General features: G+C 62.9%; 29 protein-coding genes. 17 read left to right on the forward strand and 12 right to left on the reverse strand.

All coding sequences use genetic code 11. The features are described from left to right. Positions 1-9: 9 nt before the first annotated feature. On the reverse strand, positions 10-855 hold the full coding sequence (locus BGP85_RS05940; protein ID WP_103446349.1) for an AAA family ATPase: 846 nt from the start codon (positions 853-855) through the stop codon (positions 10-12). A gap of 110 nt (positions 856-965) precedes the next feature. After that, positions 966-2,039 carry a DUF748 domain-containing protein gene (locus tag BGP85_RS05945; protein WP_103446350.1) on the reverse strand — a complete coding sequence of 358 codons (1,074 nt, stop codon included), beginning with the start codon at positions 2,037-2,039 and terminating at the stop codon, positions 966-968. Positions 2,040-2,173: 134 nt separating this feature from the next. On the opposite strand from BGP85_RS05945, the gene cysK reads away from it, so the two are divergent. Further along, positions 2,174-3,148, forward strand: coding sequence for a cysteine synthase A (gene cysK / locus BGP85_RS05950; RefSeq protein ID WP_103446351.1), 975 nt, complete (start codon positions 2,174-2,176; stop codon positions 3,146-3,148). Between the two features lie 42 nt (positions 3,149-3,190). Here the strand turns inward: cysK and BGP85_RS29175 are convergent, their stop codons facing one another. After that, positions 3,191-3,322, reverse strand: coding sequence for a hypothetical protein (locus tag BGP85_RS29175; protein ID WP_258035844.1), 132 nt, complete (start codon positions 3,320-3,322; stop codon positions 3,191-3,193). Here BGP85_RS29175 and BGP85_RS05955 point away from each other — a divergent pair. The 3 genes from BGP85_RS05955 (at position 3,321) to BGP85_RS05960 (ending at position 5,579) form a co-directional block, all read left to right on the forward strand. Continuing rightward, entirely contained in the window at positions 3,321-4,256 is a 936-nt protein-coding gene (locus BGP85_RS05955; RefSeq protein WP_103446352.1) for an aspartyl/asparaginyl beta-hydroxylase domain-containing protein, read from the forward strand. The two genes, BGP85_RS29175 and BGP85_RS05955, sit on opposite strands and share 2 nt — an antisense overlap. A gap of 160 nt (positions 4,257-4,416) precedes the next feature. Then, the gene (locus tag BGP85_RS29180) at positions 4,417-4,581 is read left to right on the forward strand and encodes a hypothetical protein (protein WP_181004458.1); all 165 of its coding nucleotides are present in this window, start codon (positions 4,417-4,419) and stop codon (positions 4,579-4,581) included. A gap of 116 nt (positions 4,582-4,697) precedes the next feature. Continuing rightward, the gene (locus BGP85_RS05960) at positions 4,698-5,579 is read left to right on the forward strand and encodes a DMT family transporter (protein WP_103446353.1); all 882 of its coding nucleotides are present in this window, start codon (positions 4,698-4,700) and stop codon (positions 5,577-5,579) included. Positions 5,580-5,582: 3 nt separating this feature from the next. On the opposite strand, the gene BGP85_RS05965 is transcribed toward BGP85_RS05960, so the two are convergent. Together BGP85_RS05965 and BGP85_RS05970 are read right to left on the reverse strand one after the other, a co-directional pair. After that, a complete protein-coding gene (locus BGP85_RS05965; protein WP_103446354.1) occupies positions 5,583-6,041 on the reverse strand; it encodes a DUF4265 domain-containing protein in 459 nt (152 codons plus the stop codon). Positions 6,042-6,054: 13 nt separating this feature from the next. Further along, a complete protein-coding gene (locus BGP85_RS05970) occupies positions 6,055-6,930 on the reverse strand; it encodes a DMT family transporter (RefSeq protein ID WP_103446355.1) in 876 nt (291 codons plus the stop codon). A gap of 137 nt (positions 6,931-7,067) precedes the next feature. Between BGP85_RS05970 and aceK the strand changes: the two genes are divergently transcribed. Beyond that, positions 7,068-8,777, forward strand: coding sequence for a bifunctional isocitrate dehydrogenase kinase/phosphatase (aceK, locus tag BGP85_RS05975; protein WP_103446356.1), 1,710 nt, complete (start codon positions 7,068-7,070; stop codon positions 8,775-8,777). Between the two features lie 34 nt (positions 8,778-8,811). On the opposite strand, the gene BGP85_RS05980 is transcribed toward aceK, so the two are convergent. Beyond that, complete coding sequence (locus BGP85_RS05980) at positions 8,812-9,672, reverse strand: DUF6279 family lipoprotein (protein ID WP_103446357.1); 861 nt, start codon at positions 9,670-9,672, stop codon at positions 8,812-8,814. 131 nt (positions 9,673-9,803) lie between these two features. Here BGP85_RS05980 and BGP85_RS05985 point away from each other — a divergent pair, with 131 nt between their 5' ends. Further along, positions 9,804-10,640, forward strand: a complete 837-nt coding sequence (locus tag BGP85_RS05985; protein ID WP_103446358.1) for a CvfB family protein — start codon at positions 9,804-9,806, stop codon at positions 10,638-10,640. On the opposite strand, the gene BGP85_RS05990 is transcribed toward BGP85_RS05985, so the two are convergent. Together BGP85_RS05990 and BGP85_RS05995 are read right to left on the reverse strand one after the other, a co-directional pair. Further along, positions 10,641-11,021 (reverse strand): hypothetical protein, encoded by a 381-nt coding sequence (locus tag BGP85_RS05990; protein WP_060510375.1) that lies wholly within the window; start codon positions 11,019-11,021, stop codon positions 10,641-10,643. 176 nt (positions 11,022-11,197) lie between these two features. Then, entirely contained in the window at positions 11,198-12,667 is a 1,470-nt protein-coding gene (locus BGP85_RS05995) for a right-handed parallel beta-helix repeat-containing protein (protein ID WP_103446359.1), read from the reverse strand. 222 nt (positions 12,668-12,889) lie between these two features. Here BGP85_RS05995 and BGP85_RS06000 point away from each other — a divergent pair, with 222 nt between their 5' ends. The 3 genes from BGP85_RS06000 (at position 12,890) to def (ending at position 14,701) form a co-directional block, all read left to right on the forward strand. Further along, a complete protein-coding gene (locus BGP85_RS06000) occupies positions 12,890-13,069 on the forward strand; it encodes a CsbD family protein (protein WP_060510377.1) in 180 nt (59 codons plus the stop codon). A gap of 145 nt (positions 13,070-13,214) precedes the next feature. Then, positions 13,215-14,168 carry a YihY/virulence factor BrkB family protein gene (locus BGP85_RS06005; protein ID WP_103446360.1) on the forward strand — a complete coding sequence of 318 codons (954 nt, stop codon included), beginning with the start codon at positions 13,215-13,217 and terminating at the stop codon, positions 14,166-14,168. Further along, complete coding sequence (def, locus tag BGP85_RS06010) at positions 14,165-14,701, forward strand: peptide deformylase (RefSeq protein ID WP_103446361.1); 537 nt, start codon at positions 14,165-14,167, stop codon at positions 14,699-14,701. Before BGP85_RS06005 ends, def begins: the two co-directional genes overlap by 4 nt. Here the strand turns inward: def and BGP85_RS06015 are convergent. After that, positions 14,656-15,105 (reverse strand): GNAT family N-acetyltransferase, encoded by a 450-nt coding sequence (locus tag BGP85_RS06015; protein WP_181004459.1) that lies wholly within the window; start codon positions 15,103-15,105, stop codon positions 14,656-14,658. The two genes, def and BGP85_RS06015, sit on opposite strands and share 46 nt — an antisense overlap. Before the next feature lie 275 nt (positions 15,106-15,380). On the opposite strand from BGP85_RS06015, the gene BGP85_RS06020 reads away from it, so the two are divergent. After that, the gene (locus tag BGP85_RS06020; protein WP_054885703.1) at positions 15,381-15,638 is read left to right on the forward strand and encodes a DUF2790 domain-containing protein; all 258 of its coding nucleotides are present in this window, start codon (positions 15,381-15,383) and stop codon (positions 15,636-15,638) included. A gap of 64 nt (positions 15,639-15,702) precedes the next feature. Here the strand turns inward: BGP85_RS06020 and BGP85_RS06025 are convergent, their stop codons facing one another. Continuing rightward, positions 15,703-17,064, reverse strand: coding sequence for an aminotransferase-like domain-containing protein (locus BGP85_RS06025; RefSeq protein WP_103446362.1), 1,362 nt, complete (start codon positions 17,062-17,064; stop codon positions 15,703-15,705). 76 nt (positions 17,065-17,140) lie between these two features. On the opposite strand from BGP85_RS06025, the gene BGP85_RS06030 reads away from it, so the two are divergent. The 6 genes from BGP85_RS06030 to BGP85_RS06055 all read left to right on the forward strand — a co-directional run bounded on the left by BGP85_RS06030 (position 17,141) and on the right by BGP85_RS06055 (position 21,537). Next, positions 17,141-18,100 (forward strand): threonine dehydratase, encoded by a 960-nt coding sequence (locus tag BGP85_RS06030; RefSeq protein WP_103448211.1) that lies wholly within the window; start codon positions 17,141-17,143, stop codon positions 18,098-18,100. A gap of 78 nt (positions 18,101-18,178) precedes the next feature. Beyond that, complete coding sequence (locus BGP85_RS06035) at positions 18,179-18,817, forward strand: LysE family translocator (RefSeq protein ID WP_103446363.1); 639 nt, start codon at positions 18,179-18,181, stop codon at positions 18,815-18,817. A gap of 161 nt (positions 18,818-18,978) precedes the next feature. Continuing rightward, a complete protein-coding gene (locus tag BGP85_RS06040) occupies positions 18,979-19,404 on the forward strand; it encodes a YybH family protein (RefSeq protein ID WP_103446364.1) in 426 nt (141 codons plus the stop codon). Between the two features lie 43 nt (positions 19,405-19,447). Further along, the gene (locus BGP85_RS06045) at positions 19,448-19,792 is read left to right on the forward strand and encodes a YciI family protein (RefSeq protein WP_103446365.1); all 345 of its coding nucleotides are present in this window, start codon (positions 19,448-19,450) and stop codon (positions 19,790-19,792) included. A 21-nt stretch (positions 19,793-19,813) separates the two neighbouring features. Continuing rightward, on the forward strand, positions 19,814-20,299 hold the full coding sequence (locus tag BGP85_RS06050; protein ID WP_103446366.1) for an SRPBCC family protein: 486 nt from the start codon (positions 19,814-19,816) through the stop codon (positions 20,297-20,299). Beyond that, positions 20,299-21,537: an RNA polymerase sigma factor gene (locus BGP85_RS06055; RefSeq protein ID WP_103446367.1), complete on the forward strand. Its 1,239-nt coding sequence runs from the start codon at positions 20,299-20,301 to the stop codon at positions 21,535-21,537. Before BGP85_RS06050 ends, BGP85_RS06055 begins: the two co-directional genes overlap by 1 nt. A 119-nt stretch (positions 21,538-21,656) precedes the next feature. On the opposite strand, the gene BGP85_RS06060 is transcribed toward BGP85_RS06055, so the two are convergent. Next, positions 21,657-22,127: a MaoC family dehydratase gene (locus tag BGP85_RS06060; RefSeq protein ID WP_054885695.1), complete on the reverse strand. Its 471-nt coding sequence runs from the start codon at positions 22,125-22,127 to the stop codon at positions 21,657-21,659. Between the two features lie 33 nt (positions 22,128-22,160). Further along, positions 22,161-23,105 carry an alpha/beta hydrolase gene (locus BGP85_RS06065; RefSeq protein WP_103446368.1) on the reverse strand — a complete coding sequence of 315 codons (945 nt, stop codon included), beginning with the start codon at positions 23,103-23,105 and terminating at the stop codon, positions 22,161-22,163. Positions 23,106-23,315: 210 nt separating this feature from the next. On the opposite strand from BGP85_RS06065, the gene fadD2 reads away from it, so the two are divergent. Continuing rightward, positions 23,316-25,004: a long-chain-fatty-acid--CoA ligase FadD2 gene (fadD2, locus tag BGP85_RS06070; protein WP_103446369.1), complete on the forward strand. Its 1,689-nt coding sequence runs from the start codon at positions 23,316-23,318 to the stop codon at positions 25,002-25,004. Positions 25,005-25,093 lie beyond the last annotated feature (89 nt).

The following is a 25,093-nucleotide window of genomic DNA, read 5'->3' on the forward strand; positions in this document are numbered from 1 at the left end:
CGGCTCCTGTCAGCGGTTGCCGCGCCGGCTCATGAAGGCCAGGCGCTCGAGCAGTTGCACGTCCTGCTCGTTCTTCACCAGGGCACCTGCCAGCGGCGGGATGGCTTTGGTCGGGTCGCGTTCGCGCAGCACGGCTTCGCCGATGTTGTCGGCCATCAGCAGCTTGAGCCAGTCGACCAGCTCGGAGGTGGATGGCTTTTTCTTCAGGCCCGGTACCTTGCGCACGTCGAAGAACACGTCCAGCGCCTCGCTGACCAGCGACTGGCTGATGTTCGGGTAGTGCACGTCGACGATCTGCTGCAGGGTGCCGCGGTCGGGGAAGGCGATGTAGTGGAAGAAGCAGCGGCGCAGGAAGGCGTCGGGCAGCTCTTTTTCGTTGTTGGAGGTGATGATGATGATCGGGCGCTGCTTGGCCTTGATGGTCTCGTCGATTTCGTAGACGTAGAACTCCATCTTGTCGAGTTCCTGCAGCAGGTCGTTGGGGAACTCGATGTCGGCCTTGTCGATTTCATCGATCAGCAGAATCACCCGCTCATTGGCTTCGAAGGCTTCCCACAGCTTGCCTTTCTTCAGGTAATTGCGCACGTCGTGGACCTTGTCCACGCCCAGCTGCGAGTCGCGCAGGCGGCTGACCGCGTCGTACTCGTAGAGGCCCTGGTGGGCCTTGGTCGTGGACTTGATGTGCCAGGTGATCAGGCGTGCGCCGAACGAGGCCGCGAGCTGCTCGGCGAGCATGGTCTTGCCGGTGCCGGGCTCGCCCTTGACCAGCAGCGGGCGTTCGAGGGTGATGGCCGCGTTGACCGCCAGTTTCAGGTCGTCTGTGGCGACGTAGTCGCGGGTGCCTTCGAACTTCATGAGTCTGTCCTCTGCGGGGTGCCTATAGTTTGCCAACGACTATAACGCGGGCCCAGGCAGCTGGAAACGCAGACCGGGTATTCAGTCCCTGAATGGCTCGTCACAAAGATTCAGTCAGGCTTGGGTGGAGGCTGTTCATAGCGTGCATTGAACGCCTGGATGAAGCCGTTGCGCAGGATCTGCAGAAACGCCTCTAAGGCACTGATGTCCTGCTTGTGCACGCTGCCACTGAGCTCGACGCGGGTGGCGAACTGGTTTTTCGGCTGGTTCTTCAGGACTGTCTCGCTGGCTCCCACCAGCGCCTCCCAGACCGAGCGGAAGATGTTCTTGTTCTTGTTCTCCACGTCCTGCTGCCAGTCGAACACATCGACGTCGCGCAATAACGGCTTGATGTAACCGTGCAGCCGGCCGTCTTCGGCCTGGGCCTCGATCACCAGGTCGCCGTGCCCGGCATTGAAATCGAACTTGCCGTAGGCGCTGGAGAAATCATTGAGCTTGCGCAGCTCGATGCCGGTGGCACGCAGGCGGAATTCGAAATCGTCAAAATCGCTGAACGGGTCGAAGGTGGCTCGGCTCTCGACCTTGGCATCGCCCAGCAGTAGGGCGTTGGCGTCGAAGCTGGCATCGCGCCGGCCTTTTTCGTCGCGCACATTGGTCAGGTTGCGGATGTTGGCATCGAGTTGCGTGGCCTTGAGGTCGACCGGTGGCTTGGAGTTGAAGTTGCGAAAGGTCAGCGTGCCATTTTCGATCTGCACTTCGTTGAGGGTGATCGGCAACAGTTTTTCCAGCTGCTGGCGCCAGTCGGTCCCCCGGCCTGTCTGCGAGGCCTGCTTGCTGCCGCCATCGACGAAGTTGAGTTCGGGGCGCCTGAAGGTCACCTTGGCAACCACAGCCTTGTCGTAGATCAGCGAATGCCAGCTCACCGACAGGTCGATCAGCGGCGCATTCAGTAACGGCACCGGTACCTTGCCGCTGGTCTTGACGATCTTCAGCCCGTTGATCTGGTAGGCGCCGCGCCACCAGGCCAGGTCGACGTCGGCCACCTGGCCGCGGTACTCGCCCATATGGGCAAGCTTGTCGTTCAGGTAGTCGCGCACCAGGTAGGGCAGGGCCACCTGCAGGGCTACCAGCAGCACGATCAGGCTGGCCAGGCCAATCAGCGGCCAGCGGTAGCGAGCTTTCATCGCAAGGCTCTCCGCAGCGGGTTGCACGGTTGACCGCAGGCAAAGCCTGGGAGTTCGAACAGGCTTTACTGGCCACCGGGGCGGGCTTACCCTTTAAGTCTCTCCTGCTGTTTCTCATGTTCAAGGACCCTGCCATGAGCCGTATCTTTGCAGACAACGCCCACTCCATCGGCAACACGCCGCTGGTGCAGATCAACCGCATCGCCCCGCGCGGGGTGACCATCCTGGCCAAGATCGAAGGGCGCAACCCGGGCTACTCGGTCAAGTGCCGGATTGGCGCGAACATGGTCTGGGACGCCGAGAGCAGCGGCAAACTCAAGCCGGGCATGACCATCGTCGAGCCGACCTCGGGCAACACCGGTATCGGTCTGGCGTTCGTTGCCGCCGCCCGTGGCTACAAGCTGATCCTGACCATGCCGGCGTCCATGAGCCTGGAGCGCCGCAAGGTGCTCAAGGCGCTGGGCGCAGAGCTGGTGCTGACCGAGCCGGCCAAGGGCATGAAGGGCGCCATCGAGAAAGCCAACGAAATCGTTGCCTCCGACCCGGCCCAGTACTTCCTGCCGGGCCAGTTCGAGAACCCGGCCAACCCGGCGATCCATGAGAAGACCACCGGGCCTGAAATCTGGAACGACACCGACGGCGCAGTCGACGTGCTGGTTGCAGGTGTTGGCACCGGCGGCACCATTACCGGCGTGTCGCGCTACATCAAGCACACCCAGGGCAAATCGATCCTGTCGGTGGCGGTCGAACCGGTGGCTTCGCCGCTGATCAGCCAGACCCTGGCCGGCGAAGAACTCAAGCCCAGTCCGCACAAGATCCAGGGCATCGGCGCCGGTTTCGTTCCGAAAAACCTCGACCTGTCGATCGTCGACAAGGTCGAGACCGTGACCGATGAAGAGTCCAAGGCCATGGCCATTCGCCTGATGCAGGAAGAAGGCATACTCTGCGGTATTTCCTGTGGTGCAGCCATGGCCGCAGCCGTGCGCCTGGCCGAGAAACCGGAGATGCAGGGTAAGACCATCGTCGTAATTCTGCCCGACTCGGGCGAGCGTTATCTGTCCAGCATGCTGTTCAGCGACCTGTTCAGCGAGCAGGAAAACCAGCAGTAATCAGCCCGGTCGCTGATCCGGCGCAACATTCGGCGGCCTGGTTTATTGCAAAATCTTCATGAGTGAGATCCCGCCCTGGTTGTTTTTACCGGGGCGGGATGGGTTTATGATGGCCGGATGATTTTTCTGGAAGCAGGCAGCGCTGGCCTGCTTCCACTCCAAGGAGTGATGCATGACCTTTTCCTTCCTCGCCAAGGCAGGTGTGCTGCTGGTGTTCTTCGGCAGCGTGCTGTACGTGCACCTGCGCGGCAAGGCACGCCTGCCGGTACTGCGCCAGTTCGTTAACCATTCGGCGCTGTTTGCACCTTATAACAGCCTGATGTACCTGTTTTCCGGTGTGCCGTCCAAGCCCTACCTGGACCGCCAGCGTTTCCCCGAACTGGACGTGCTCAAGGACAACTGGCAGGTAATCCGCGAGGAGGCCATGCGCCTGTTCGACGAGGGTTACATCCGTGCTGCCGAGAAGGACAACGACGCTGGCTTCGGTTCGTTCTTCAAGAAAGGCTGGAAGCGCTTTTACCTGAAGTGGTACGACAAGCCGCTGCCGTCTGCAGAAGCCCTGTGCCCGAAAACCGTCGAGCTGGTCAGCAGCATTCCCAACGTGAAAGGGGCTATGTTCGCCCTGCTGCCCGGTGGCAGCCACCTGAACCCGCATCGCGACCCGTTTGCCGGCTCCCTGCGCTACCACCTGGGCTTGTCGACCCCCAACTCCGACGCCTGCCGCATCTACGTCGATGGCGAGGAATACGCCTGGCGTGACGGCGAGGACGTGATGTTCGACGAGACTTACGTGCACTGGGTCAAGAACGAAACCGACGTGACCCGGGTGATTCTGTTCTGCGACATCGAGCGCCCGCTGAGCAGCCCGCTGATGACCCGCGTCAACCGCAAGGTCAGCGCCTTCCTCGGCCGCGCCACCGCGCCGCAGAACACCGATGACGAACGTGTGGGCGGGATCAACCAGGCGTACGCCTGGAGCAAGCGCTTCAGCAACAAGATCAGCACCCGCATGAAGCAGTTCAAGCGTGCCAACCCCAAGGCCTACCGCATTCTGCGGCCGGTGCTGGCGGTGGTGGTGGCTTACTTGCTGTACCGCTGGTTGTTCTGATTGCAGGGCCGGCCTCTTCGCGGGACAAGCCCGCGCCTACACAGACTACGCTATCCCTGTAGGAGCGGGCTTGTCCCGCGAAGAGGCCGGAACAGGCTATTGCCCAACCCCGAATTCACCGCTATATTCCGAAACACTTCTCTTCCCTGAAGACCCGATCATGCCAGCCATCCCTTCCACCGCAAGCTTTGCCATCGCGCCAGTCGCGGGCATGGTCGTGTGTGGCAGCCAGCAGCCGGTCATGATCAGTCACTACCCACCACCACCTGTCAGTGGCGTCGTAGGCGGCGTAGCTCCGCCTCCTTGCGTGGTCGTGCTGGGCTGATCGGCTTTTGGCCGCATCCCTTCGCACCCGCAACCTACTGAACACGGTCGGCACCTTCCCTCGCTGAAGTTCACGCCCGCCGTCTGGCTTATTCGCCTTATATCAGGTGGCAATACATGTCTGTCTTCAACAAAGCATCCGTGGCCTCGGCGGCCACCACCAGCCTGTTCGTCCTGCTCTGGAGCAGTGGCGCGATCGTTTCCAAGCTTGGCCTGGCCCATGCCAGCCCCTTCGCCTTCCTGCTGCTGCGCTCGGCGCTGGCCCTGTCCGGCCTGCTGCTGATCGGCCCGTTGCTGGGCCTGCGCTGGCCGCGTACACGCGGGGCGATCCTGCGTGCCCTGGGCACCGGCTGCGTGCTGCTTGGCGCCTATCAGATCTTCTACCTGCTGGCGCTCAACACCCACGTTACCCCTGGCGTGATGGCCACGGTGATGGGGGTGCAACCGATCCTTACCGTGGTGCTGATGGAGCGCCAGCGTTCCTGGAGCCGCTTGTTCGGCCTGGGCCTGGGGCTTGGCGGGCTGGTGATGGTGGTCTATCAGGGCATCAACCTCGGCGGGGTTTCGTTGCTTGGCATGCTGTTCGCCCTGCTGGCGCTGGCCAGCATGACCTTCGGCTCGATCCTGCAGAAGCGCATTACCGACAACCCGATGGGCACACTGCCGTTGCAGTACATCGCCGGCTTTGCCATGTGCGCCGTGTTCGCGCCGCTGCAACCGCTGCACGTGGAATGGACCGGCGGCTTCGTCGGCGCGCTGCTGTGGATGGGGCTGGTGGTGTCACTGCTGGCTACCCTGCTGCTGTACCGGCTGATCGCCAAGGGTAACCTGGTCAATGTCACCAGCCTGTTCTACCTGGTGCCGGCCGTAACCGCGGTGATGGACTTGCTGATCTTCGGCAACCGCCTGGCGCCGTTGAGCCTGCTGGGCATGGGGCTGATCGTGGTCGGCCTGCTGTTCGTGTTCCGCAAGCCGGCGGCGCGGCTGGCTGAGGCGTAAGGCCTAGCGAAACTCTTCGGGGATGGCGTGGCGCAATACGCCTTCCTCGAAGTCCAGGGTGCCGGCTTCGCGCTGGGTCAGCAGGTAGTAGAGCAGGGTGTCGGCCGATTGCCTGGCCGGCACTTCGACTGCCAGCATCCTGACTGCTTTTTCCACCTCGCAGGCGCAGCCGAATTCGGCCAGGGCTGCGTGCACCTGCTCCAGGGTTTCCGGTGGCCTGACGACAACCCGGAACACCGACCCTCCGGCGCTCTGCTGCAAGGCGTCGAACCAGGCCTGGTCACCCTCGTGGCGAATGCTGATGATGTCGCCGGGGGCGATACCGTAGACGTGGAAGGGGATGCTATCGACCCGATAGCCTCCAGCGACCGCCTGTGTCCACAAGCCTTCCACCGAGGCTGGCGGGTAGCCGCTCGCGTCCTGTTCCAGGCGGAACAGCACCTTCTTGAATGTGTCGCTCATGGTCCGCATCGCCTCACGTGCGCGCCGGGCGCAGTACCAGCCACAGCGCCAGGGCAATCAGCACACCGCCATACATATGGGCCATCGACAAGGGCTCGTCGAGCAGCCACGCTCCCCACAATACACCGAACACCGGGATCAGGAAGGTTACGGTGCTGGCCTTGACCGGGCCGATCTCGGCCAGCAGGCGGAAGTACAGGATGTAGGCGAAGGCGGTGCACAGCAGGCCCAGGCCCAGCAGCGACAGCCATACCTGCCAGCCGCCCCAGCTTGCCGGTGGCTGGGTCAGGGCGCTCCAGGCGAACAGCGGGCTCAGCATCAAGGTGGCGCCGAGCATGCTGCCCAGGGCCGACAGGCGGCTGTCCAGGCCGCTGATCCAGCGCCGTGCGAGGAAGCCGGCGAAGCCGTAGCAGGTGGTGGCCGCCAGGCAGGCCAGAGCACCTTGCACCAGGGCCATGTCCAAAGCTACCGGGCCGGCGCCGCTGAGGATGCCGACACCGAACAGGCCGAGGAAAATGCCGCCGAGCTTGGGCAGGGTCATTGCCTCGCGGAAGAACAGCGCGCCGATCAACACGCCCATCAGTGGCGTGGTGGCGTTGAAAATGGCCGAATAGCCGGCGGGTAGTACTTGTGCGGCCACGGAGTAGAAGGTGGCCGGGATGCCCGAGTTGATCATGCCCAGCACCAGGCAGGCGCCGAGCTTGCCGTCGAAATCCCAGCGCACCCGGGTGGCGGCGAGGATGGCGATCAGGCCCAGGCAGGCGATGGATACACGGAAGAACGCCGTAGGAACGGTACCCAGCTCGGGGGCGATGATGCGCATGAACAGGAAACTCGCCCCCCAGACAGCGGCAAGGGTCAGCAGGCGGGCTAGGGCGATGGGGCTCACAACGGTCTCCGGGTACAGGGCAGGGCGCGAGTGTACGTGACTCGCCTGGGCGATTCTTGTGCTTTCTTGCGCTGTAAACCTGTACCGGCCTCTTCGCGGGCTAAGCTCATAGCTCACCCAGCCCCGAGGTGTTGCGCATGACCCAGCATTGGCCCGCCGGCGAGATCGCGCGGATGATCCTCGACGGCTTCGACGACTACCGAGAGCACTTTCGCCGTATCACCCTCGGCGCCCGTGAGCGCTTCGAGCAGGCGCGCTGGCAGGACATCCAGCGGGCGTCGGCAGTGCGGATCAACCTGTACGAACAGAAAGTCGGCGAGGTCAACGCATGGCTGCGCGATGGTTTCGACGAAGAGGTGCTGCTGGATGTGGAACAGTGGCCGCTGGTGAAAAACGCCTACATCCGCCTGATCGATCCACGGCTGGACGACGAGCTGGCGGAGACCTGGTACAACTCGCTGTTCTGCAGCTTGTTCAGCCATGATCAGATCAGCGACGGCTGCATGTTCATCCACACCACCCGGCCTTCGATCCGCACCCATGAGCGCGCTGCGCAGACCCGTACCTACACGCCCGGCGGTAGCCTCAAGGGGTTGTTGCGGGCCATTTTCGCTGACTATGCCTTCGCCTATGGCGATCTCGAAGGCGATGTGGCACGCCTTGAAGAACAACTGAAGGACTGCCTGCCAGACTGGGTGTGCAAGGACCCGGCCCTGGCCGTGGAGCTGTTCGTGCCGGTGTTGTACCGCAACAAGGGTGCCTACCTGGTCGGCCGCTTGTACAACGTTGACGAGCAGTGGCCGCTGGCAATCGCACTGCTGCACCGGGAAGGCCATGGCATCGAGGCCGATGCGCTGATCACCGACGAGGCCGAGGTGTCGATCATCTTCTCGTTCACCCGCTCGTACTTCATGGCCGACGTGCCGGTACCGGCGGAGTTCGTCAACTTCTTGAAACGCATCCTGCCGGGCAAGCACATCGCCGAGTTGTACACCTCGATCGGTTTCTACAAGCAAGGCAAGTCGGAGTTCTATCGCGCCCTGATCAACCACCTGGCCAGCAGTGACGACCGCTTCGTCATGGCCCCCGGGGTGCGCGGCATGGTCATGAGCGTGTTTACCCTGCCGGGCTTCAATACCGTGTTCAAAATCATCAAGGATCGCTTCTCGCCGTCCAAGACCGTCGACCGCGCCACGGTGATCGACAAGTACCGTCTGGTGAAAAGTGTCGATCGGGTGGGGCGCATGGCCGATACCCAGGAGTTCGCCGATTTCCGCTTCCCGCGTGGCAAGTTCGAGCCCGAATGCCTGGCCGAGCTACTGGAAGTGGCGCCCTCGACCGTGGCGCTGGAAGGCGACACAGTGCTGGTCCGCCACTGCTGGACCGAGCGGCGCATGACCCCGCTCAACCTGTACCTGGAGCACGCCAGCGAAGGGCAGGTCCTCGAAGCGCTGGACGACTACGGGCTGGCCATCAAGCAACTGGCGGCGGCGAACATCTTCCCGGGTGACATGCTGCTGAAGAACTTCGGCGTTACCCGGCACGGGCGGGTGGTGTTCTACGACTATGACGAGATCAGCTTCCTGACCGAGGTGAACTTCCGGCACATCCCGCCGCCGCGCTACCCGGAGGATGAGATGTCCGGCGAGCCGTGGTATTCGATCGGGCCGCACGATGTGTTCCCCGAAGAGTTCCCGCCGTTCCTGTTTGCCGATATTGGCCAGCGCCGGTTGTTCAGCAGCTTGCATGGCGAGTTGTATGACGCGGACTACTGGAAGGGACTGCAGGCGGCGATCCGTGAAGGCAAGGTGATCGATGTGTTTCCCTATCGGCGCAAGGGGCGGTGATCGCGGGTTTCCAGGCCCGGCCTGCTACCAACATTCAGCTTTTCAAACACTTCATCTCACTGAAGTCCGTCCTCACCTTGGCCAGCCGCTCCTGAAGGAACTGCCGCTGCGCCGGTGTGCTCAAGTGCACCAGGTCCACAATCAAACTGCGCGCCTGCTGCTCGGTATTCTGATAGGCCGCCCGGTACTCGGGCGTCCACAGGCTTTCCTTGCGTTGCAGCAAGGTCGCCAGGCGCGGCTCGAAGCTGGCGTCGTTGCGCTGGTTCATGGCCAGCATCAGCTGTTGCTGCCAGTGCTGGCGGTTGGCGATCCACTGGCGGTTCTGGTCACCCAGCGCCTGCGACCAGGCCTGCACACGCTGGCGCTGGGCAGGATTGAGCTCGTCGAACCAGTTGATCAGGCGCTTTTCCATGCGCTCGGTGCGGCGTGCAATCTGTTTGGCCACGGGGGTGTCGACATATTCCTTTTGCCGCTGGTTGATATCGTCGCGGAAGGCATCACGCATTTCCGCGACTTGCGCATCGCTCATGCCGCGCAGCAGTTCGGTGGCGGAGGGGGTGATTTCTTCCGCTACCCGGCCAATCGCCTGGCGCGCTTCGACCGTGCGCTGCTGCAGGGCCTGGTCGGTCACCTGGTCCTCGGCGACCATGTCGCGCACCCGGTCGAGCCAGTCGAGGTAGCCTGGCAGCTGGGTCTTGCAGTGCCAGGCCAGGTGCTCCTTGAGCCGTTCGTCGAGCATTGCCTTCTGTTCGCGGTTCATCGCCAGGTACTCGCCCAGCGACCAGGGCACCAGGCGGTCGAGGTTGCGGTACGCGAGGTCGATGCGGCTACAGGCCGCCAAGGCAACGGCGCAGGCGGTGGCGATGAGCAGGGCTTTGGACAGGCGTACAGGCATGTGCAGGTCCTGGCTGTGGCTGGCTGATCGGTAGACGCAAGGGGGGGCGGCGCGGTTCCGCCGCATCAGCGATCAGGCAGCGCAGTGGCTTCAGGTGTAGAATAGCCGCCTTGTCTTGAGGAACATCGGAAATGGCTCTGCTTGGGCGTTACAACAGTTTGCAAATCGTGAAACACGTGGAATTCGGCCTGTACCTGGATGGCGGCTCCGACGGTGAGATCCTGCTGCCAGGGCGTTACATCCCGAAGAACGCCGAAACCGAGATAGACGACTGGCTGAACGTGTTCCTCTATCTGGATAGCGATGACAAGCTCATTGCCACCACCGAGAAGCCCAAGGTGCAGGTTGGCGAGTTCGCCAGCCTCAAGGTCAAGGACATCAACGGGGCCGGTATCTTCCTCGATTGGGGGCTGCCCAAGGACTTGCTGATGCCGTATTCCGAAGAAGCCCGGCAACTGAAAATCGGCGATTACTGCGTCGTGCATGTCTACCTGGACAAACGCACCCGCCGCATCACCGCCACTTCACGTCTGGACCGCTACCTGGACGTTACCCCGGCTCAATACCAGATTGGCCAGCCGGTCGAATTGTTGGTGGCCGGCGAAACGCCGATGGGCTTCAAGGCCATCATCAACAACCGCCACTGGGGCCTGATCCACAAGAACGAGGTGTTCAAATTCCTGCGTTCGGGCATGCACGTGGAAGGTTTCATCAAGGAAGTGCGCCATGACGGCAAGATCGCCCTGAGCCTGCAGCCGGTCGGCAAGGCGCTTGGCGACGACCTGCAGGAGCGCATCATGGCGCGCCTGGAGGCCGAAGGCGGGGTGCTGGCGGTGAGCGACAAGAGCGCCCCGGAAGTGATCAGCCAGATGTTCAACGTCAGCAAGGGCAACTTCAAGAAGGCCATTGGCGGGTTGTTCAAGCAGGGCCGCATCGTCATCCATGACGAGCGCATCGAAAAGGCCTGATCAGGCCTGCACGAAGGTCCGGAAGTCCAGCTGCTCGCCACCCGGACGGGTGTCGCGCAGCAGTGAGTCACGGTCGGCGCTCAGGGCCAGGCTGATGGTCGAGCGGCGCTTGCCGGGGTTGCGCACTTCCATCTGCTCCTGGTGAGCACGGAGGAAGTTGACCGGCACCTTAAGGTGCTGCAGCTCGTCGCTTTCCGGCGTGTGCAGCAACAGGTTGACCCAGTCGGGCTGGCCCTTGCGCAGCAATGCCACCGGCACCTCGAACCACCACAGGTTGCGCTTGCGGTCGAGGATGGCGAACAAGGTGTTGGCGCTGGTCAGCACCGGGTTGGCCAAGGCCTGGTTGCGGCGGGCGATGGCGGCTGGTTTGTCGAGTTTCATGCAGGTTCCTGCGGGTTGACGCTTGATTAGGGCTGCATTGTGAGGGGTGGCAGAGGGCGCGGCAAGGTTTGACGGCCCTTTCGCGGGACAAGCCCGCTCCTACAGGTACAGCGCATGCCTCGGGCTATACGCAATCCCTGTAGGCGCGGGCTTGTCCCGCGAAAGGGCCAGTTGCCTCAACGACTGAGCGGCCTGCTCAACTCTGAAGTAGCCCCATCCGCAGTGGTCACCGTCGCCGTAAAGCTCTTCAGCCCGCCGATATTCTCCAGCACCTGGGCAAACCGCGCCTGCCCTTTGTCATCACTGTTCACCAGTACATCCCCCAGATATTGTTCTGCCTCGGTCCCATCTGCCTGGGCATTGCCAAACACCTCGATGCGCAACAGGCTCGACACCGGCCCCTGCACCTCGCCCCGCAGCACATTGCCGTCCAGCGCGATCAGCCGTGGCGGCTGCTGGTTGTGGTTGGGCAGTGGCTGGCATGGCTTGGGTTCACCCGTGGCATCACAGATGATCGCCTGGTCCTTCTGCGGCAAATCCGCGCCGACGCCACGCGAGCCTACATACAAGGCATGGGCCTGGGCCGGCACGCCGAACACGATGGCGCCGGTCCGCTGGTTCGGCACGCACGAACCACCGGCCTCGCAGCGGCGGATGTCCTGGTTGTTGCCCCAGATGCGGTTGCCGCTCAGGCGCGTGGCGGTGACGTCCGGCTCCGGGCGCAGGGCCACGCCGATGCGGTTGCCGTGGATCAGGTTGCTGTCGAGGATGTTGCCTTCGCCGGTGATGCTGACGCCGATCGAGTTGCCGCTGAAGGTGTTGGCGGCGAGGTAGTTACGCTTGCCCCAGTTGATCTGCAGGCCGTCGGAATAGTTCTCGAAGCGGTTGCGCACCACGCTGTTGTCATTGCCCAGCAGGATCTCGATGCCCTGGGACGGCTCGGGGTTGGCCGGGGTGGAGCGGAACAGGTTGTCGGCCACCAGGTTGAAGGCCGCGCCACGGGTCAGTTCCAGGCCATCGCCGTTGTCGATCAGCTGGTTGCGCAGCACCTTGTTGTTGACCGTGGTGGTGGCGGTCGGATTGCCGGCACCGTCGTCGCCCGTGAGCATGATGCCGGCGCCGCCTTTGTTGGCGACAATGCGGTTGTCTTCGATGACGTTGCCACTGGCGCGGTTGACCAGGATGCCGATGCAGAAGTTACGTACCTCCAGGCCACTCAGGTGCACGCCCTGGGTGTCGCGCAGCACCAGCCCCGGGTGGGTGGTGGTGCGCACGTTGGTGCCGAACTGGCCGGGCAGGGCACCGGGGCAGGTGCGCACGCCTTGGTCCTTGATGTATCCCGCACCGTCGATGGCGATGTACTGGCCGTCACGGGTGAAGGGCAGGCCGGTGATCTGCACCGGGCCCTTGATTTCCGGCAGGGCGCGGGCCGGGCGAATCACATAGGGCGGCTTGCCTACGGCAGCGATCTCGATGCGGTAGTGGCCAGGGTTCTGGTTGCTGGTTTCGATGGCCCAGCGCAGGGTGCCGGGTTGGCCATCGTCGGCATAACGCTCGACTTTCAGGGTTTCGCTGGCCGGTGCGGCGGCCAGGGCAGGTAAGGGCAACAGCGGCAGCAGGGCCGCGAACAGAGGCATCAGACGCATGGTACAAATATCCGGAAACTGTTGTTTTTATACGCAGGTTGGCAGCGATTCTAGGCGAGCCGCCGGGCATTGAGCAGTGCAGTTGGCCCTATTCGGTGCGGTATTCGCCCGCAGATTCGCCGTTCGGCTTGGGCCAGGCAAATTGTTGAAACTCTTTCGCAAGGTCCCCAGTCCACCGACTGTCGACACGGTTCACGTGTCTCCATTTGCAGGAGATTTGCCATGAGCGGCACCAAGGACAAAGCGAAAGGCCTGGCCAACGAAGCGGTCGGTAACGTCAAACAAGGCGTCGGCAAGGTGACCGACAACGACAAGCTGCGGGCCGAGGGCAAGGCCCAGGAACTGAAAGGCGAAGCGCAGCAAATCAAGGGCAATGTGAAGGATGCAGTGAAGAAGCCTTGATCTGAGATGGCCTGTTTCTGCCTCTGTGAGAGGCAGAAACAGGTGTAGGCATTTTCTTCTGGCATGGCTGGGAGCAGTACATCATCGGCGTGGTCTATTAGACTCACCCGTTGTACTCAAGAATCAAGCGGCGAAAGGAGACGCTATGATTTTCCCCGACCTGCGCGGCCTGCCCCTGCACCGCGTGCTGGTACGCACCGTCAAGGAATTCCTCGATGACGAGATGTCGACCTACGCGTCCGCGATGGCCTACCAGATGCTGTTTTCGCTGTTCCCGTTCCTGCTGTTCCTGATCGCCCTGATCGGCTTCCTGCACCTGCCGGACTTTTTTTCCTGGTTGCGCCTGCAATCGGAACTGGTGTTGCCGCCCCAGGCGCTGGAGCAGGTGAACCCGGTCATCGACCAGTTGCAGCAGTCCAAGGGCGGGCTGCTGTCGGTGGGTATCGTCATCGCCCTGTGGACTGCCTCGGCCGGCGTGCGCTTGATGATGAGCGCCATGAACGCTGCCTATGACGTGCCCGAGGGCCGCCCGGTGTGGAAGCGCATTCCGCTGTCGATCGTCTACACCGTCGGCATTGCCGGCATGCTGCTGGCGGCAGCCGCGCTGATGGTGCTGGGGCCGCAGGTGATGGAGTGGATTGCCTCACAGGTCGGCCTGCAGGAAGTGATCGTCACGGTATGGACCGTGCTGCGCTGGCCCGCAATCATCATCCTGATGATGGTCGCGGTGGCATTGATCTATTACGTGATGCCGGACGTGAAGCAGAAGTTTCGCTTCATCACCCCCGGTTCGGTGCTGGCAGTAGTAGTATGGATTATCGCCTCCCTGGGCTTTGCCTACTACGTCAAGACCTTTGCCGACTACAACGCCATGTATGGCAGCATCGGTGCGATCATCGTGCTGTTGCTGTACTTCTACATCTCTGCCGCCGTGCTGTTGCTGGGGGCGGAAATGAATGCGGTGATCGAGCACATGTCGAGCGAGGGCAAGAACCCGGGCGAGAAGGATTTCGAGGGCGCCAAACCTCAGGAAACCATCACCGTGCTCGGCCATGAACACCCGGTCGAGCATCAACCGACCGAGCCGAACCCGCGATGATCCGTGACATTCTCAAGATGGGCGACGAGCGCCTGCTGCGCATCGCGCCCCCGGTGCCTGAGCATCTGATCGGCAGCAGCGAACTGCAGCAGTTGATCGACGACATGTTCGAAACCATGCAGCACGTGGGTGGCGTTGGCCTGGCCGCGCCGCAGATCGGCATCGACCTGCAGCTGGTGATCTTTGGCTTCGAGCGCAGCGAGCGTTACCCGGATGCCGAACCAGTGCCGCAGACCATCCTGCTCAACCCGGTGATCACCCCACTGACCACAGAAGTCGAGGACGGTTGGGAGGGCTGCCTGTCGGTGCCCGGCCTGCGTGGTGTGGTGCCGCGCTTCAAGCACATCAGCTACGAAGGCATCGACCCGCAGGGTAACCCGATCAACCGTTTTGCCGATGGCTTTCATGCGCGGGTGGTGCAGCACGAGTGCGACCACCTGATCGGCCGCTTGTACCCCTCGCGTATTCAGGACTTTGCCAAGTTCGGCTATACCGATGTGCTGTTCCCCGGGCTGGATGACAGCGACGACTGAGCCCGCACCATGGCCAGCAGGGTTTTGCTGCGCTGGTAGCGTTGCAGGCGCGAGGCCAGGGCTTCGGGCAGGTGTGCGGTGATGTTGAAACCCAGGCGCTGGTAGTAAGCCACGAGGTCGGGGTGGCAGAACAGCCAGGTCGGGCCACTGTGCCCGGCCAGGGCCGCCTCGACCAACTGCGTTGCCACGCCACGCTTGCGCTGCTGCGGGGCAACGAACAGCCCGGTGAGCCAGTGGCCGTCGGCGACGGCACTGAGGCAAAGGCCGGCAACGATCCCGTCGCCGCGCGCTACCCACGATTCACCATCATTGGCTGCGCGCATGCGTGAACCATGCTGTTTGTAGAAATGTTCGAGCAATCGACGCTCGGGCCCGATGAGCAGGGCGCAGTGCAGGGCAGTCATGGGGTATACCTGAAACGGTTGGCTCTAGCCCGGTGATTTCAGGCCATCGAGCCGTTGCGCTTTGTCGCAGATTGTTGCAAATCCTGCAAGGGTGAATGTCCGAGTTCAGGGTTCAACTATTCCCGGCCAGGAGTAGAATTTCAACTATTCCCCCTGGCAGTAGACGAAGCGGGAACGGTACTTCGTGTCATCTTCGCAGTCGATGACAACTTCTCCGCGCCATGACGGCATCAGAAGTCACGCGATCAGCTGGATTGCTTTAAAGGCCAAACCCCATGAAACCATTACTGATTCTTGCACTGGTCGGTATGTCCTCGTTCGCCCTCGCCGATGAGGCCAAGCCGGTCTCCAGCGAGCCTGTGGCTCAGCAGTACGACTATTCCATGAACCTTGACATCAAACGGGTGATCAACCTGTCGACCATCCCCAATGTCTGCGAAGTGGTACCTGCGACCATGACCTATGAAGACCATCATGGCCAGGTGCATACCATTCAGTACCGGGCGATGGGCGAAGGTTGCCAGCAGGGTTGATCGTCCTACCGCGGCGGCCTCTTCGCGTTGAGCCGTAGCGAAGAAGCTGCTTGCGTGCCCCGGTTCATCGGCCCGACAGTACCTTGTGTACCACCTCCAGGCCTTGTTTCAGTTCAGCTCGGCTACTTGCCGCCGACAAACTGATGCGCACTGCCTGCACTTCGATCGCGCCAATGGCAAACACACTGGCCGGGACGATTTCCACGGCGTGCTCGCGACATTGCCTGACCACCGTCTCGGCGCCCTGCGGCGTGGCCAGCCACGCGTGGGGCGAAGGTTGCCCGGTATTGTGCAGTCCATCACCCAGCAGTCTGCGTGCCAGGCGCCATCGTTCGGTAATTTCCGTTTTCTGCCAGGCTAGCCGCTGCGCAGCGGTGCCGTCTTCGATCCATTGGCAAGCGATAACCAGGCTCAATGGCGACACCGACCAGTGGCTGGCCTGGGCATGCGGGTCAACCTGTGCCAGCAGCTTCGGGCTGGCCGCAATCCATCCCAATCGCAGGCCAGCGGCCACCGTCTTGGACAGGCTGTTGATGTAGATCCCTTGATCGCCCAGTAGTGGATAGAGCGGCGCTTGGTCACTGAATGCGCCATACACATCATCCTCGATCAGCAACAGCCCCAGGCGTTTGACTACCTCGGCAATTGCCGCTCGGCGAGTATCCGTCATGCAGGCGCCCGTGGGGTTGTGCAGGGTCGGTGTGGTCACCAGCACGCGGGCACCGCTGGCGCGCGCCACACGGTCCAGGTCATCGGGCCGCAGGCCCTGGTCGTCCAGTGCCACACCATGCACGGGCAGGCGCAGTTGCCGACAGGCCGCCTTGATGCCCGGTGCGGTCAGGGCCTCGAGCATGACCGGCTCGCCAGCCTGGCAGAACGACTGCAGCACCAGTGTCAGCGCTTGCTGGGCTGCGCCACACAGCAACATCTCGTCCGCTGAAAGGGCCAGGCCGCGGTTTGCCATCCACTGGGCGCCGCGAATGCGCCCTAGCAGCAATTGCTCGGGGCCCAGGTAATGATCGAGCAAGTTGCTGTCGGGGCGTTTCAGCAGGCTGCGCAAGCAGTCTTGCAAGTCTTGGTTGTGCGGATCGGCTACCGGAACGTTGGTCGACAGGTCGATCAGCGGGCGTTGCCCGTCGTGATGCTTGATGCGGAACAAGGTCGCTTCCTTGCTGCCTGCCAGCACGTAGGTACCGCGGCCCACTTCGCCAGCCACCAGATGGCGCGCGGCAGCTTCGCGGTAGGCCTGCTGGGTGGTACTCGGGTTGAGGCCCAGTTTCCAGGCCAGCCGGCGTTGCGGGGGCAGGCGGTCACCTACCTTGAGGGTGCCGCTTTCGATGGCGTGGGCAATGGCATCGACCAAGGCGAGATATCGGGGTTGGTCATCGTCGACCAGCTGCGGAATCCACACGAAATTGCTACCCATGCAATATAAGGTTGTACCCATACAATGCCCGGCGCTTAGGATCGGATCAACCACCTATCGAAGAGGGATGATCGCCATGTTCGACCTTGTTGCCCTGCGCGAAGCCGCCGATTTCGTACACCAGCACGTTCCGCCGACACCTCAGCGCGCCTGGCCGCTGCTGGCCGAGCGGGTGGGTTGCAAACTGTGGGTCAAGCACGAAAACCACGCCCCCACCGGCGCCTTCAAGGTACGCGGCGGGTTGGTGTATGTGCGGTCGCTGCTGGCCGCCGGCAAGCCACCGCGGGGCCTGGTCACCGCCACCCGCGGCAACCACGGCCAGAGCATGGCGCTGGCCGCGAGCCAGGCCGGCGTGCCGCTGGTGATCGTGGTGCCCGAGGGTAACTCGAAAGAGAAGAACGCCGCCATGCGCGCGCTGGGCGCCGAGCTGGTGGAGCACGGTGTCGACTTCGACGTGGCCCGAGAAGAGGCGGCCCGCCTGGCGGACGAGTTGGGCTACGACATGGTGCCGTCATTCCACCCTGAGCTGGTGCGCGGTGTGGCCACCTATGCTCTGGAGCTTTTCGAAGCCGTGGCCGACCTGGATTGCGTGTACGTGCCGATCGGCATGGGCTCGGGCATCTGCGGGCTGATCCAAGCGCGCAACCTGCTGGGGCTGAAGACCGAAATCGTCGGCGTTGTGTCCAGTGCTGCCGATGCTTATGCGCAGAGTTTCGAGCAGGGCCGCATCGTCACCACAGCCACGGCCGATACCTTTGCCGATGGCATGGCCTGCCGGGTACCACACCCGGATGCGTTTGCTCTGGTTCGCGAGCATGCTGCACGTATCGTGCGGGTCACCGACAGCGAAGTGGCAGCGGCCATGCGCATCTATCACGAAACCACCCACAACACCGCTGAAGGTGCCGGTGCTGCGGCGCTGGCCGCGTTGCTGCAGGAGCGCGAACGCCAGGCCGGCAAGCGCGTGGCCGTGGTGCTGAGCGGGGCCAACGTGGATCGCGAGCGCTATGCGCAGGTGCTGGCAAACAGCAACTGACTTGAGGCGTTGCCCTTCCAATCCCTGGATTACTCGTGGCAGGCTCTACGGCGCCAGTTAGCCTGCCATGAGTAGCCCATGCCATTTTCCAACGGTTTCCTCCTCAGCCTGTCGTTGTGCCTCGATATCGGCGTGGCCAACATCGCCATGATCACCCTGGCCATGCAGCGTGGTTTCTTCCAGGGGTTCTGGCTGGGCCTGGGGACCTGCGTGGGCGACTTGATCTACGCCATTGCGGCGCTTGCCGGCATGACCGTGCTGCTGCAGTTCGACAGCGTGCGCTGGACCTTGTGGATTGGCGGTTCGGCGTTGCTGGTGTGGTTCGCCATCAAGATGCTGCTGGCTGCCTGGCGTGGCGGGCATATGGAGGCCAGCGCGACGGTGGTGGTGGAGTCGGGCTGGCGCGAGTTCCTGCGGGGCATCTTCCTGGCCATGTCGTCGCCCAGCGCCATCCTTTGGTTCGCAGCGGTCGGCGGCGTGCTGATCGCCCGCTCCGGCGCTGGCAGCCTGCTGGACGCAGGGCTGTTTCTTGGGGGCTTCTTCGCTGCCGGAATGGTCTGGTGCATGGGCATTTGTGGCATCGCCAGCCATGGCGGGCGTTTGCTGGGGGACCGCCTGCTGACCTGGTCGTACCTGCTGTCGGCGGCGATTTTCTGCTATTTCGCGGTGTATGTGATTGTTTCCGGTTATCGGGAATTCATAAGCGTTAGCCTCTAGGGCGGCGCTCGATCTCATAGGCGCCCACAGCACTCAAGGGATGCACCTCTGAGGCAAAATTTTCCTGAGCCCTGTCGATTTCTCCGGCTACCGTTCGACCAAAAGCTGAAGACACAGGTACCCCTGTGTCGAACGCTCATGAACGATTGGAGGAACACCCGATGAACACGGCAGCCGAAAATGAAATCCGTCAGCTTATCGAACGCTGGATGCAGGCCGTGCGTGACCGTGACATCCCCGCCATCACCGCGCCCTACGCCGATGACATCGTCGCCTTCGATGCCATCCAGTCACTGCAGTTCAAGGGCAAGGCCGCCTACCAGGCCCATTGGGAAATGTGCATGAGCATGTGTCCTGGGCCCATGGTATTCGAGCTTGCTCAACTCTCCGTGCACGCTGACGGTGACCTGGGTTTGGCTCACTGGCTGAATCGCTGCGGCCCAGGGGATGACGAGAGTCAGTGCGGCTTCATGCGTGCCACCGTCGGTTACCGCAAGGTTGGCGGCCAGTGGCAGGTGATCCACGAACACTGGTCGGCACCCTTCGACATGCAGACCCAGAAAGCACTGTTCGATCTCAAGCCTTGATCGGCTATCGCCAAATGCACGTTGCCAACGCCTGGAGACGACCATGAAATACCTGTGCCTGGTCTATTGTGACGAAGGGCTGCTGCATAGCCTGCCCGACAGCCCGGAAGATGCCGAGTGCATGGCCTACGCCGAATCGCTGCAGAGCTCCGGGCGCATCATCGCGGCCGAGGCGCTGAAAACCGTGCAGGCCGCCACCACCGTGCGCATGCGCGCCGGGCGAATGAGCATCACCGATGGCCCGTTCGCCGAAACCAAAGAGCAGCTCGCCGGCTTTTACCTGGTCGATGCCCGTGACCTCAACGAGGCGCTGAACATCGCCAAGGGCATACCAGCGGCGCGAGTCGGCAGCGTCGAAGTGCGGCCGGTGCGCGAACTGCAACCCTGACAGCGAAGGAGAACAACAACAATGATCCTTGCCCAACCTGCGCCCGCGCAGCACGAGCTGTCCATCAGCCGCTTGATCGATGCCCCGCCTGCCAAGGTGTTCCGCGCCTGGACCGAGCCCGAGTGGCTGATGCAGTGGTGGGGGCCACACGGCATGACCACCCCGGAATGCGAGATGCAGCTGTGGGTCGGCGGCCTTTTGCGCACCCTCATGCGTGCCCCAGATGGCTCCGAGTACCCGACCCAGGGCGTGTTCCTGGAAATTGCCGCCCCACGCCGGCTGGTGTTCACCGATGCCTTCGGGCCAGGTTGGGTGCCGTCGGACAAGGCCTTCATGACGGCGGTGATCAGCTTTGACGAAGAGCAGGGCAAGACCCGCTACACCGCCCGTGCCTGGCACTGGAATGCAGCCGACAGCCGCGCCCATGAAGAAATGGGTTTCCATCAGGGCTGGGGAGAGAGCCTGGACCGCCTGGTGGAGGTCGTGACCCAGCGGATGCCTGACTGATGGCCGAGCTGGCCCAGGTCCGGGCCGAGGTCGAAGCGGTGTACCGGCGGGATTCGCGGCGCATCCTGGCGACGCTGATCCGCCTGCTGGGGGATTTCGACCTGGCAGAGGAGGCCCTGCACGATGCTTTCTTCATCGCTGTCGAGCGCTGGCAGCGTGATGGCATCCCGGACAATCCGCGGGCCTGGCTGGTGTCGACCGGGCGTTTCAAGGCCATCGACGCATTGCGCCGGCGTGCTCGCTTCGACCGCTCCCAGGCCGACCTGATCATGCTGATCGAAGGCCAGGGGCAAGACCCCAGCGATGATGAGCTGCTGGCCGATGACCGGCTGCGGCTGATCTTCACTTGCTGCCACCCGGCCCTGGCGGCCGATGCCCAGGTGCCACTGACCCTGCGCGAAGTCTGCGACCTGACCACCGAGCAGATCGCCCGGGCCTTCCTGCAAAGCCCCGCGACCATCGCCCAGCGCATCGTCCGCGCCAAGGCCAAGATTCGTGATGCCGGCATTCCTTATCAGGTCCCGGAGCTGAATGAGCTACCCGAGCGCCTCGAGAGCGTGCTGCGGGTGATCTACCTGGTGTTCAACGAAGGCTATTCGGCGTCCTCGGGCGAGGCGTTGCTGCAGCAGGAACTCAGTGACGAGGCGATCCGCCTCGGGCGCCTGCTGGTGCAACTGCTGCCAGACGCCGAAGCGGTGGGTTTGCTGGCGCTGATGCTGCTGCAGGCATCGCGGCAACGCGCGCGCAGCGATGCCGAGGGCAACCTGGTGCTGCTGGACCAGCAGGACCGCAGCCTGTGGGACCGTGAGCTGATTGCCGAAGGTTGCCAGCTGGTGCGCCTGGCCTTGGCCACCCGGGCCTTTGGTGCCTACACCGTGCAGGCGGCGATCGCGGCCGTACATGCCGAGGCGGTGACGGCTGAAGAGACTGATTGGGCGGAAATTGTCGGGCTGTACGATGTACTGCAACGGCACTGGCCGTCAGCCGTGGTGGCGCTCAATCGGGCAGTGGCACTGGCCAAGCGCGACGGTGCGCAGGCGGGTCTGGACGCGGTGGAGGCGATTCTGGCAGCGGGGGAGTTGCGCGACTATCACCTGGCTCATGCGGCGCGGGCTGAGCTGCACCAGCAATTGGGGAATGTCGAAGAGGCGCGGGCAGCTTGGCAGCAGGCGCTGGAGTTGACCAGGCAGGAGCCGGAGCGGCGGCATATCGAGCGGCGTTTAGGCGAACTGATGTGAGTGCCTTTCTGGCCTCTTCGCGGGACAAGTCGGATCGCCGCACCGCCGCTCCTACAGGTAAAGCATCCGCGCGGTCGATGTAGGAGCGGGCTTGCCCCGCGAAAAATCCATCACCGATGTCAGCTGGCGACGAAGTTCGGCGGCGACACCAGCTCGACGGTCTGTTGCTTGCGCGGTGCCAGGATCTCGGCCACGCCTTCGACCACCAGTTCATCGTTCTGGTTGTACACGTTGGTGGCGATACGCACTTTGAACTTCGGCAGTTTCTCAAGGATTTCCAGGCGCACGGTCAGGGTGTCGCCGATCTTCACCGGCTTCTGGAAGCTCATCTGCTGGCCCAGGTAGATGGTGCCAGGGCCAGGCAGGGTGCAGGCCACTGCGGCGCTTATCAGGGCACCGCTGAACATGCCGTGGGCGATGCGCTCCTTGAACATGCTCTTGGCGGCGAACTCGGCATCCAGGTGCACCGGGTTGTGGTCACCGGACATGGCGGCAAACAGCTGGATGTCACGTTCTTCGACGGACTTCTCATAGGTGGCCTTCTGGCCGACTTCAAGGGCTTCGTAAGGCGTGTTGGTGACCTGGGTCATTGGGTTTCCTTAAAGGGCGGGCGAGGGCGCCTATCATTCACTGCGGGCAGGGCGGCCAAGGGCCAGCGCTTGCGCTAACCAAGCGAGGATATCAGCGGTGACCTCGTCGCGGTTGAGTTCGTTGAGTACTTCGTGCCGCGCCTCAGGATAGAGGAGCAGCTGTATATGTCGATTGCCGGTCGCGCGCAGGGCGTCGGCCAGATGGGTGAGACGCTTGCCGGCACTCACCGGATCACATTCACCGCCAATCACCAGCATGGGCAGGTTCGGGTCGATCTGCGCGAGGTTGCGCGCCTGGCTGATCTGCGCCAGCCCATGCAGCAGGTCGAGCCACAGCTGGTTGCTGCAGCGAAAGCCGCACAGCGGATCGTTGACGTACTTGTCCACTTCCGCCGGGTCACGGCTGAGCCAGTCGAACGCCGTGCGGGTGGGCTTGAAGGCGTTGTTGAACGAGCCGAACGACAGCCATTCGATCAGTGCGCTCTTGCCCAGTGGCCCCTGGCGCCAGGCTTCCAGCCGCGCAATCAGGCGCGCCGCCCGATACAGTGCAGCGGGCTGGAAGTTGGAGCCGCTGAGGATTGCCCCTTGCAGGCTGCCGCTGTGGTGGGTGAGGTAGGCCTGGACAATATAGCTGCCCATGCTGTGGCCGAACAGGAACAGCGGTGTGCAAGGGAACTGCTGGCCAATATGCTGGGCCAGCAGGCCAAGGTCGTTGACCACGGCATTCCAGCCATGTTGCCGGGCGAACAGGCCGAGGCTGCCCTGCTCGGCGGTGCGCCCGTGGCCGCGCAGGTCCGGTGCCAGCAGGGCGTAGCCGGCATCGCAGAGGGCCTGGCCCAGGCGCTGGTAGCGCCCGCCATGCTCGGCCATGCCATGCGCCAGCAGCACCACAGCCTTGACCGGTGTGGCCGGCAGCCATTGGTGCACGTACAGCTTGCAATGCTCGCTGGCAGGCAGCCAGAAGGCGTCATGGGGCATGGCGAATCCTTTGCGCGATGGTGACCCGGACAGTGTATGCACAACCGGCCGAATTGCAGGAAGGGCACAAATAAGATTCACAATGTTAATGGCGGCACTTGGCGTATATGCCACCTCGGGCATACCTGCTAACGTCGGTTCAACGCCTTTTTGCCATCAGGCAAACGGGGCAAGGAATCCGTACGGGCTCAGGCAGAGGAACAATAATAAATGCAAGCCGACTTCTGGAATGACAAACGCCCCGAGGGCGTGCCTTCCACCATCGACCTTCACGCGTACGCTTCGGTCGTTGAGGTGTTCGAACGCTCCTGCAAGCGCTTTGCCGAGCGCCCGGCGTTCAGCAACCTGGGCTTGACCCTGAGTTACGCCGAGCTCGAACGCCATTCGGCAGCGTTCGCCGCCTGGCTGCAGCAGCACACCGACCTCAAGCCGGGTGACCGCATCGCGGTGCAGATGCCCAACGTCCTGCAGTACCCCATCGCCGTGTTCGGCGCCCTGCGCGCGGGGCTGATCGTGGTCAACACCAACCCGCTGTACACCGAGCGCGAAATGCGTCACCAGTTCAAGGATGCCGGGGCCCGGGCGCTGGTGTACCTGAACATGTTCGGCAAGCGCGTGCAGGAGGTGCTGCCCGATACCGGCATCGAGTACCTGATCGAGGCGAAGATGGGCGACCTGCTGCCCGCAGCCAAGGGCTGGCTGGTCAATACCGTGGTCGACAAGGTGAAGAAGATGGTCCCGGCCTATCATCTGCCCCAGGCCATCCCGTTCAAGCAGGTACTGCGCGAAGGCCGCAGCCTGGTGCACAAGCCGGTGCCGCTGTCGCTCGATGACATCGCCGTGCTGCAGTACACCGGCGGTACCACGGGCCTGGCCAAGGGGGCCATGCTCACGCACGGCAACCTGGTGGCCAACATGCTGCAGGTGCTGGCCTGTTTCTCCCAGCATGGCCCGGACGGGCAGCGGCTGATCAAGGAAGGCCAGGAGGTGATGATTGCACCGCTGCCGCTGTACCACATCTATGCCTTCACCGCGAACTGCATGTGCATGATGGTCACCGGTAACCACAACGTGCTGATCACCAACCCGCGTGATATCCCCGGTTTCATCAAGGAACTGGGCAAGTGGCGTTTTTCGGCGCTCCTGGGGTTGAACACCTTGTTTGTTGCGCTGATGGACCATCCAGGCTTCCGCCAGCTGGACTTTTCGGCACTGAAAGTCACCAACTCCGGTGGCACGGCACTGGTCAAGGCCACTGCCGAGCGTTGGGAAACACTCACCGGCTGCCGTATCGTCGAGGGCTACGGCCTGACCGAAACTTCGCCGGTGGCAAGTACCAACCCATACGGCCAGCTGGCGCGGCTGGGCACGGTGGGCATGCCGGTACCGGGCACGGTGTTCAAGGTCATCGATGATGACGGCAACGAACAGCCACTGGGTGAGCGCGGCGAACTGTGCATCAAGGGCCCGCAAGTGATGAAGGGCTACTGGCAGCAGCCGGAGGCCACGGCGCAGGCGCTGGATGCCGAGGGCTGGTTCAAGACCGGCGATATCGCGGTGATCGACCCGGACGGCTTCACCCGCATCGTCGACCGCAAGAAGGACATGATCATCGTCTCCGGCTTCAATGTTTACCCCAACGAGATCGAGGATGTGGTGATGGGCCATCCGCAGGTGGCCAACTGCGCGGCCATCGGCGTGCCGGACGCGCGTACCGGGGAGGCGGTGAAGCTGTTCGTGGTGGCGCGTGAGGGTGGGGTGAGCGTCGAAGACCTGAAGGCTTACTGCAAGGCCAACTTCACCGGCTACAAGGTGCCCAAGCACATCGTGGTGCGCGAGTCGCTGCCGATGACCCCGGTGGGCAAGATCTTGCGCAGGGAGTTGCGCGACATCGCTTGATACCGGCGTTTGTAAGGTGCTCTGGCATGTACCTTACAGCCCGATTTGCGACATTTTGGTCAATTACTCTAAAAATGACTTGTATCGTT

This window comes from Pseudomonas putida, assembly GCF_002906855.1.
Classification (GTDB): Bacteria; Pseudomonadota; Gammaproteobacteria; order Pseudomonadales; family Pseudomonadaceae; genus Aquipseudomonas; species Aquipseudomonas putida_N.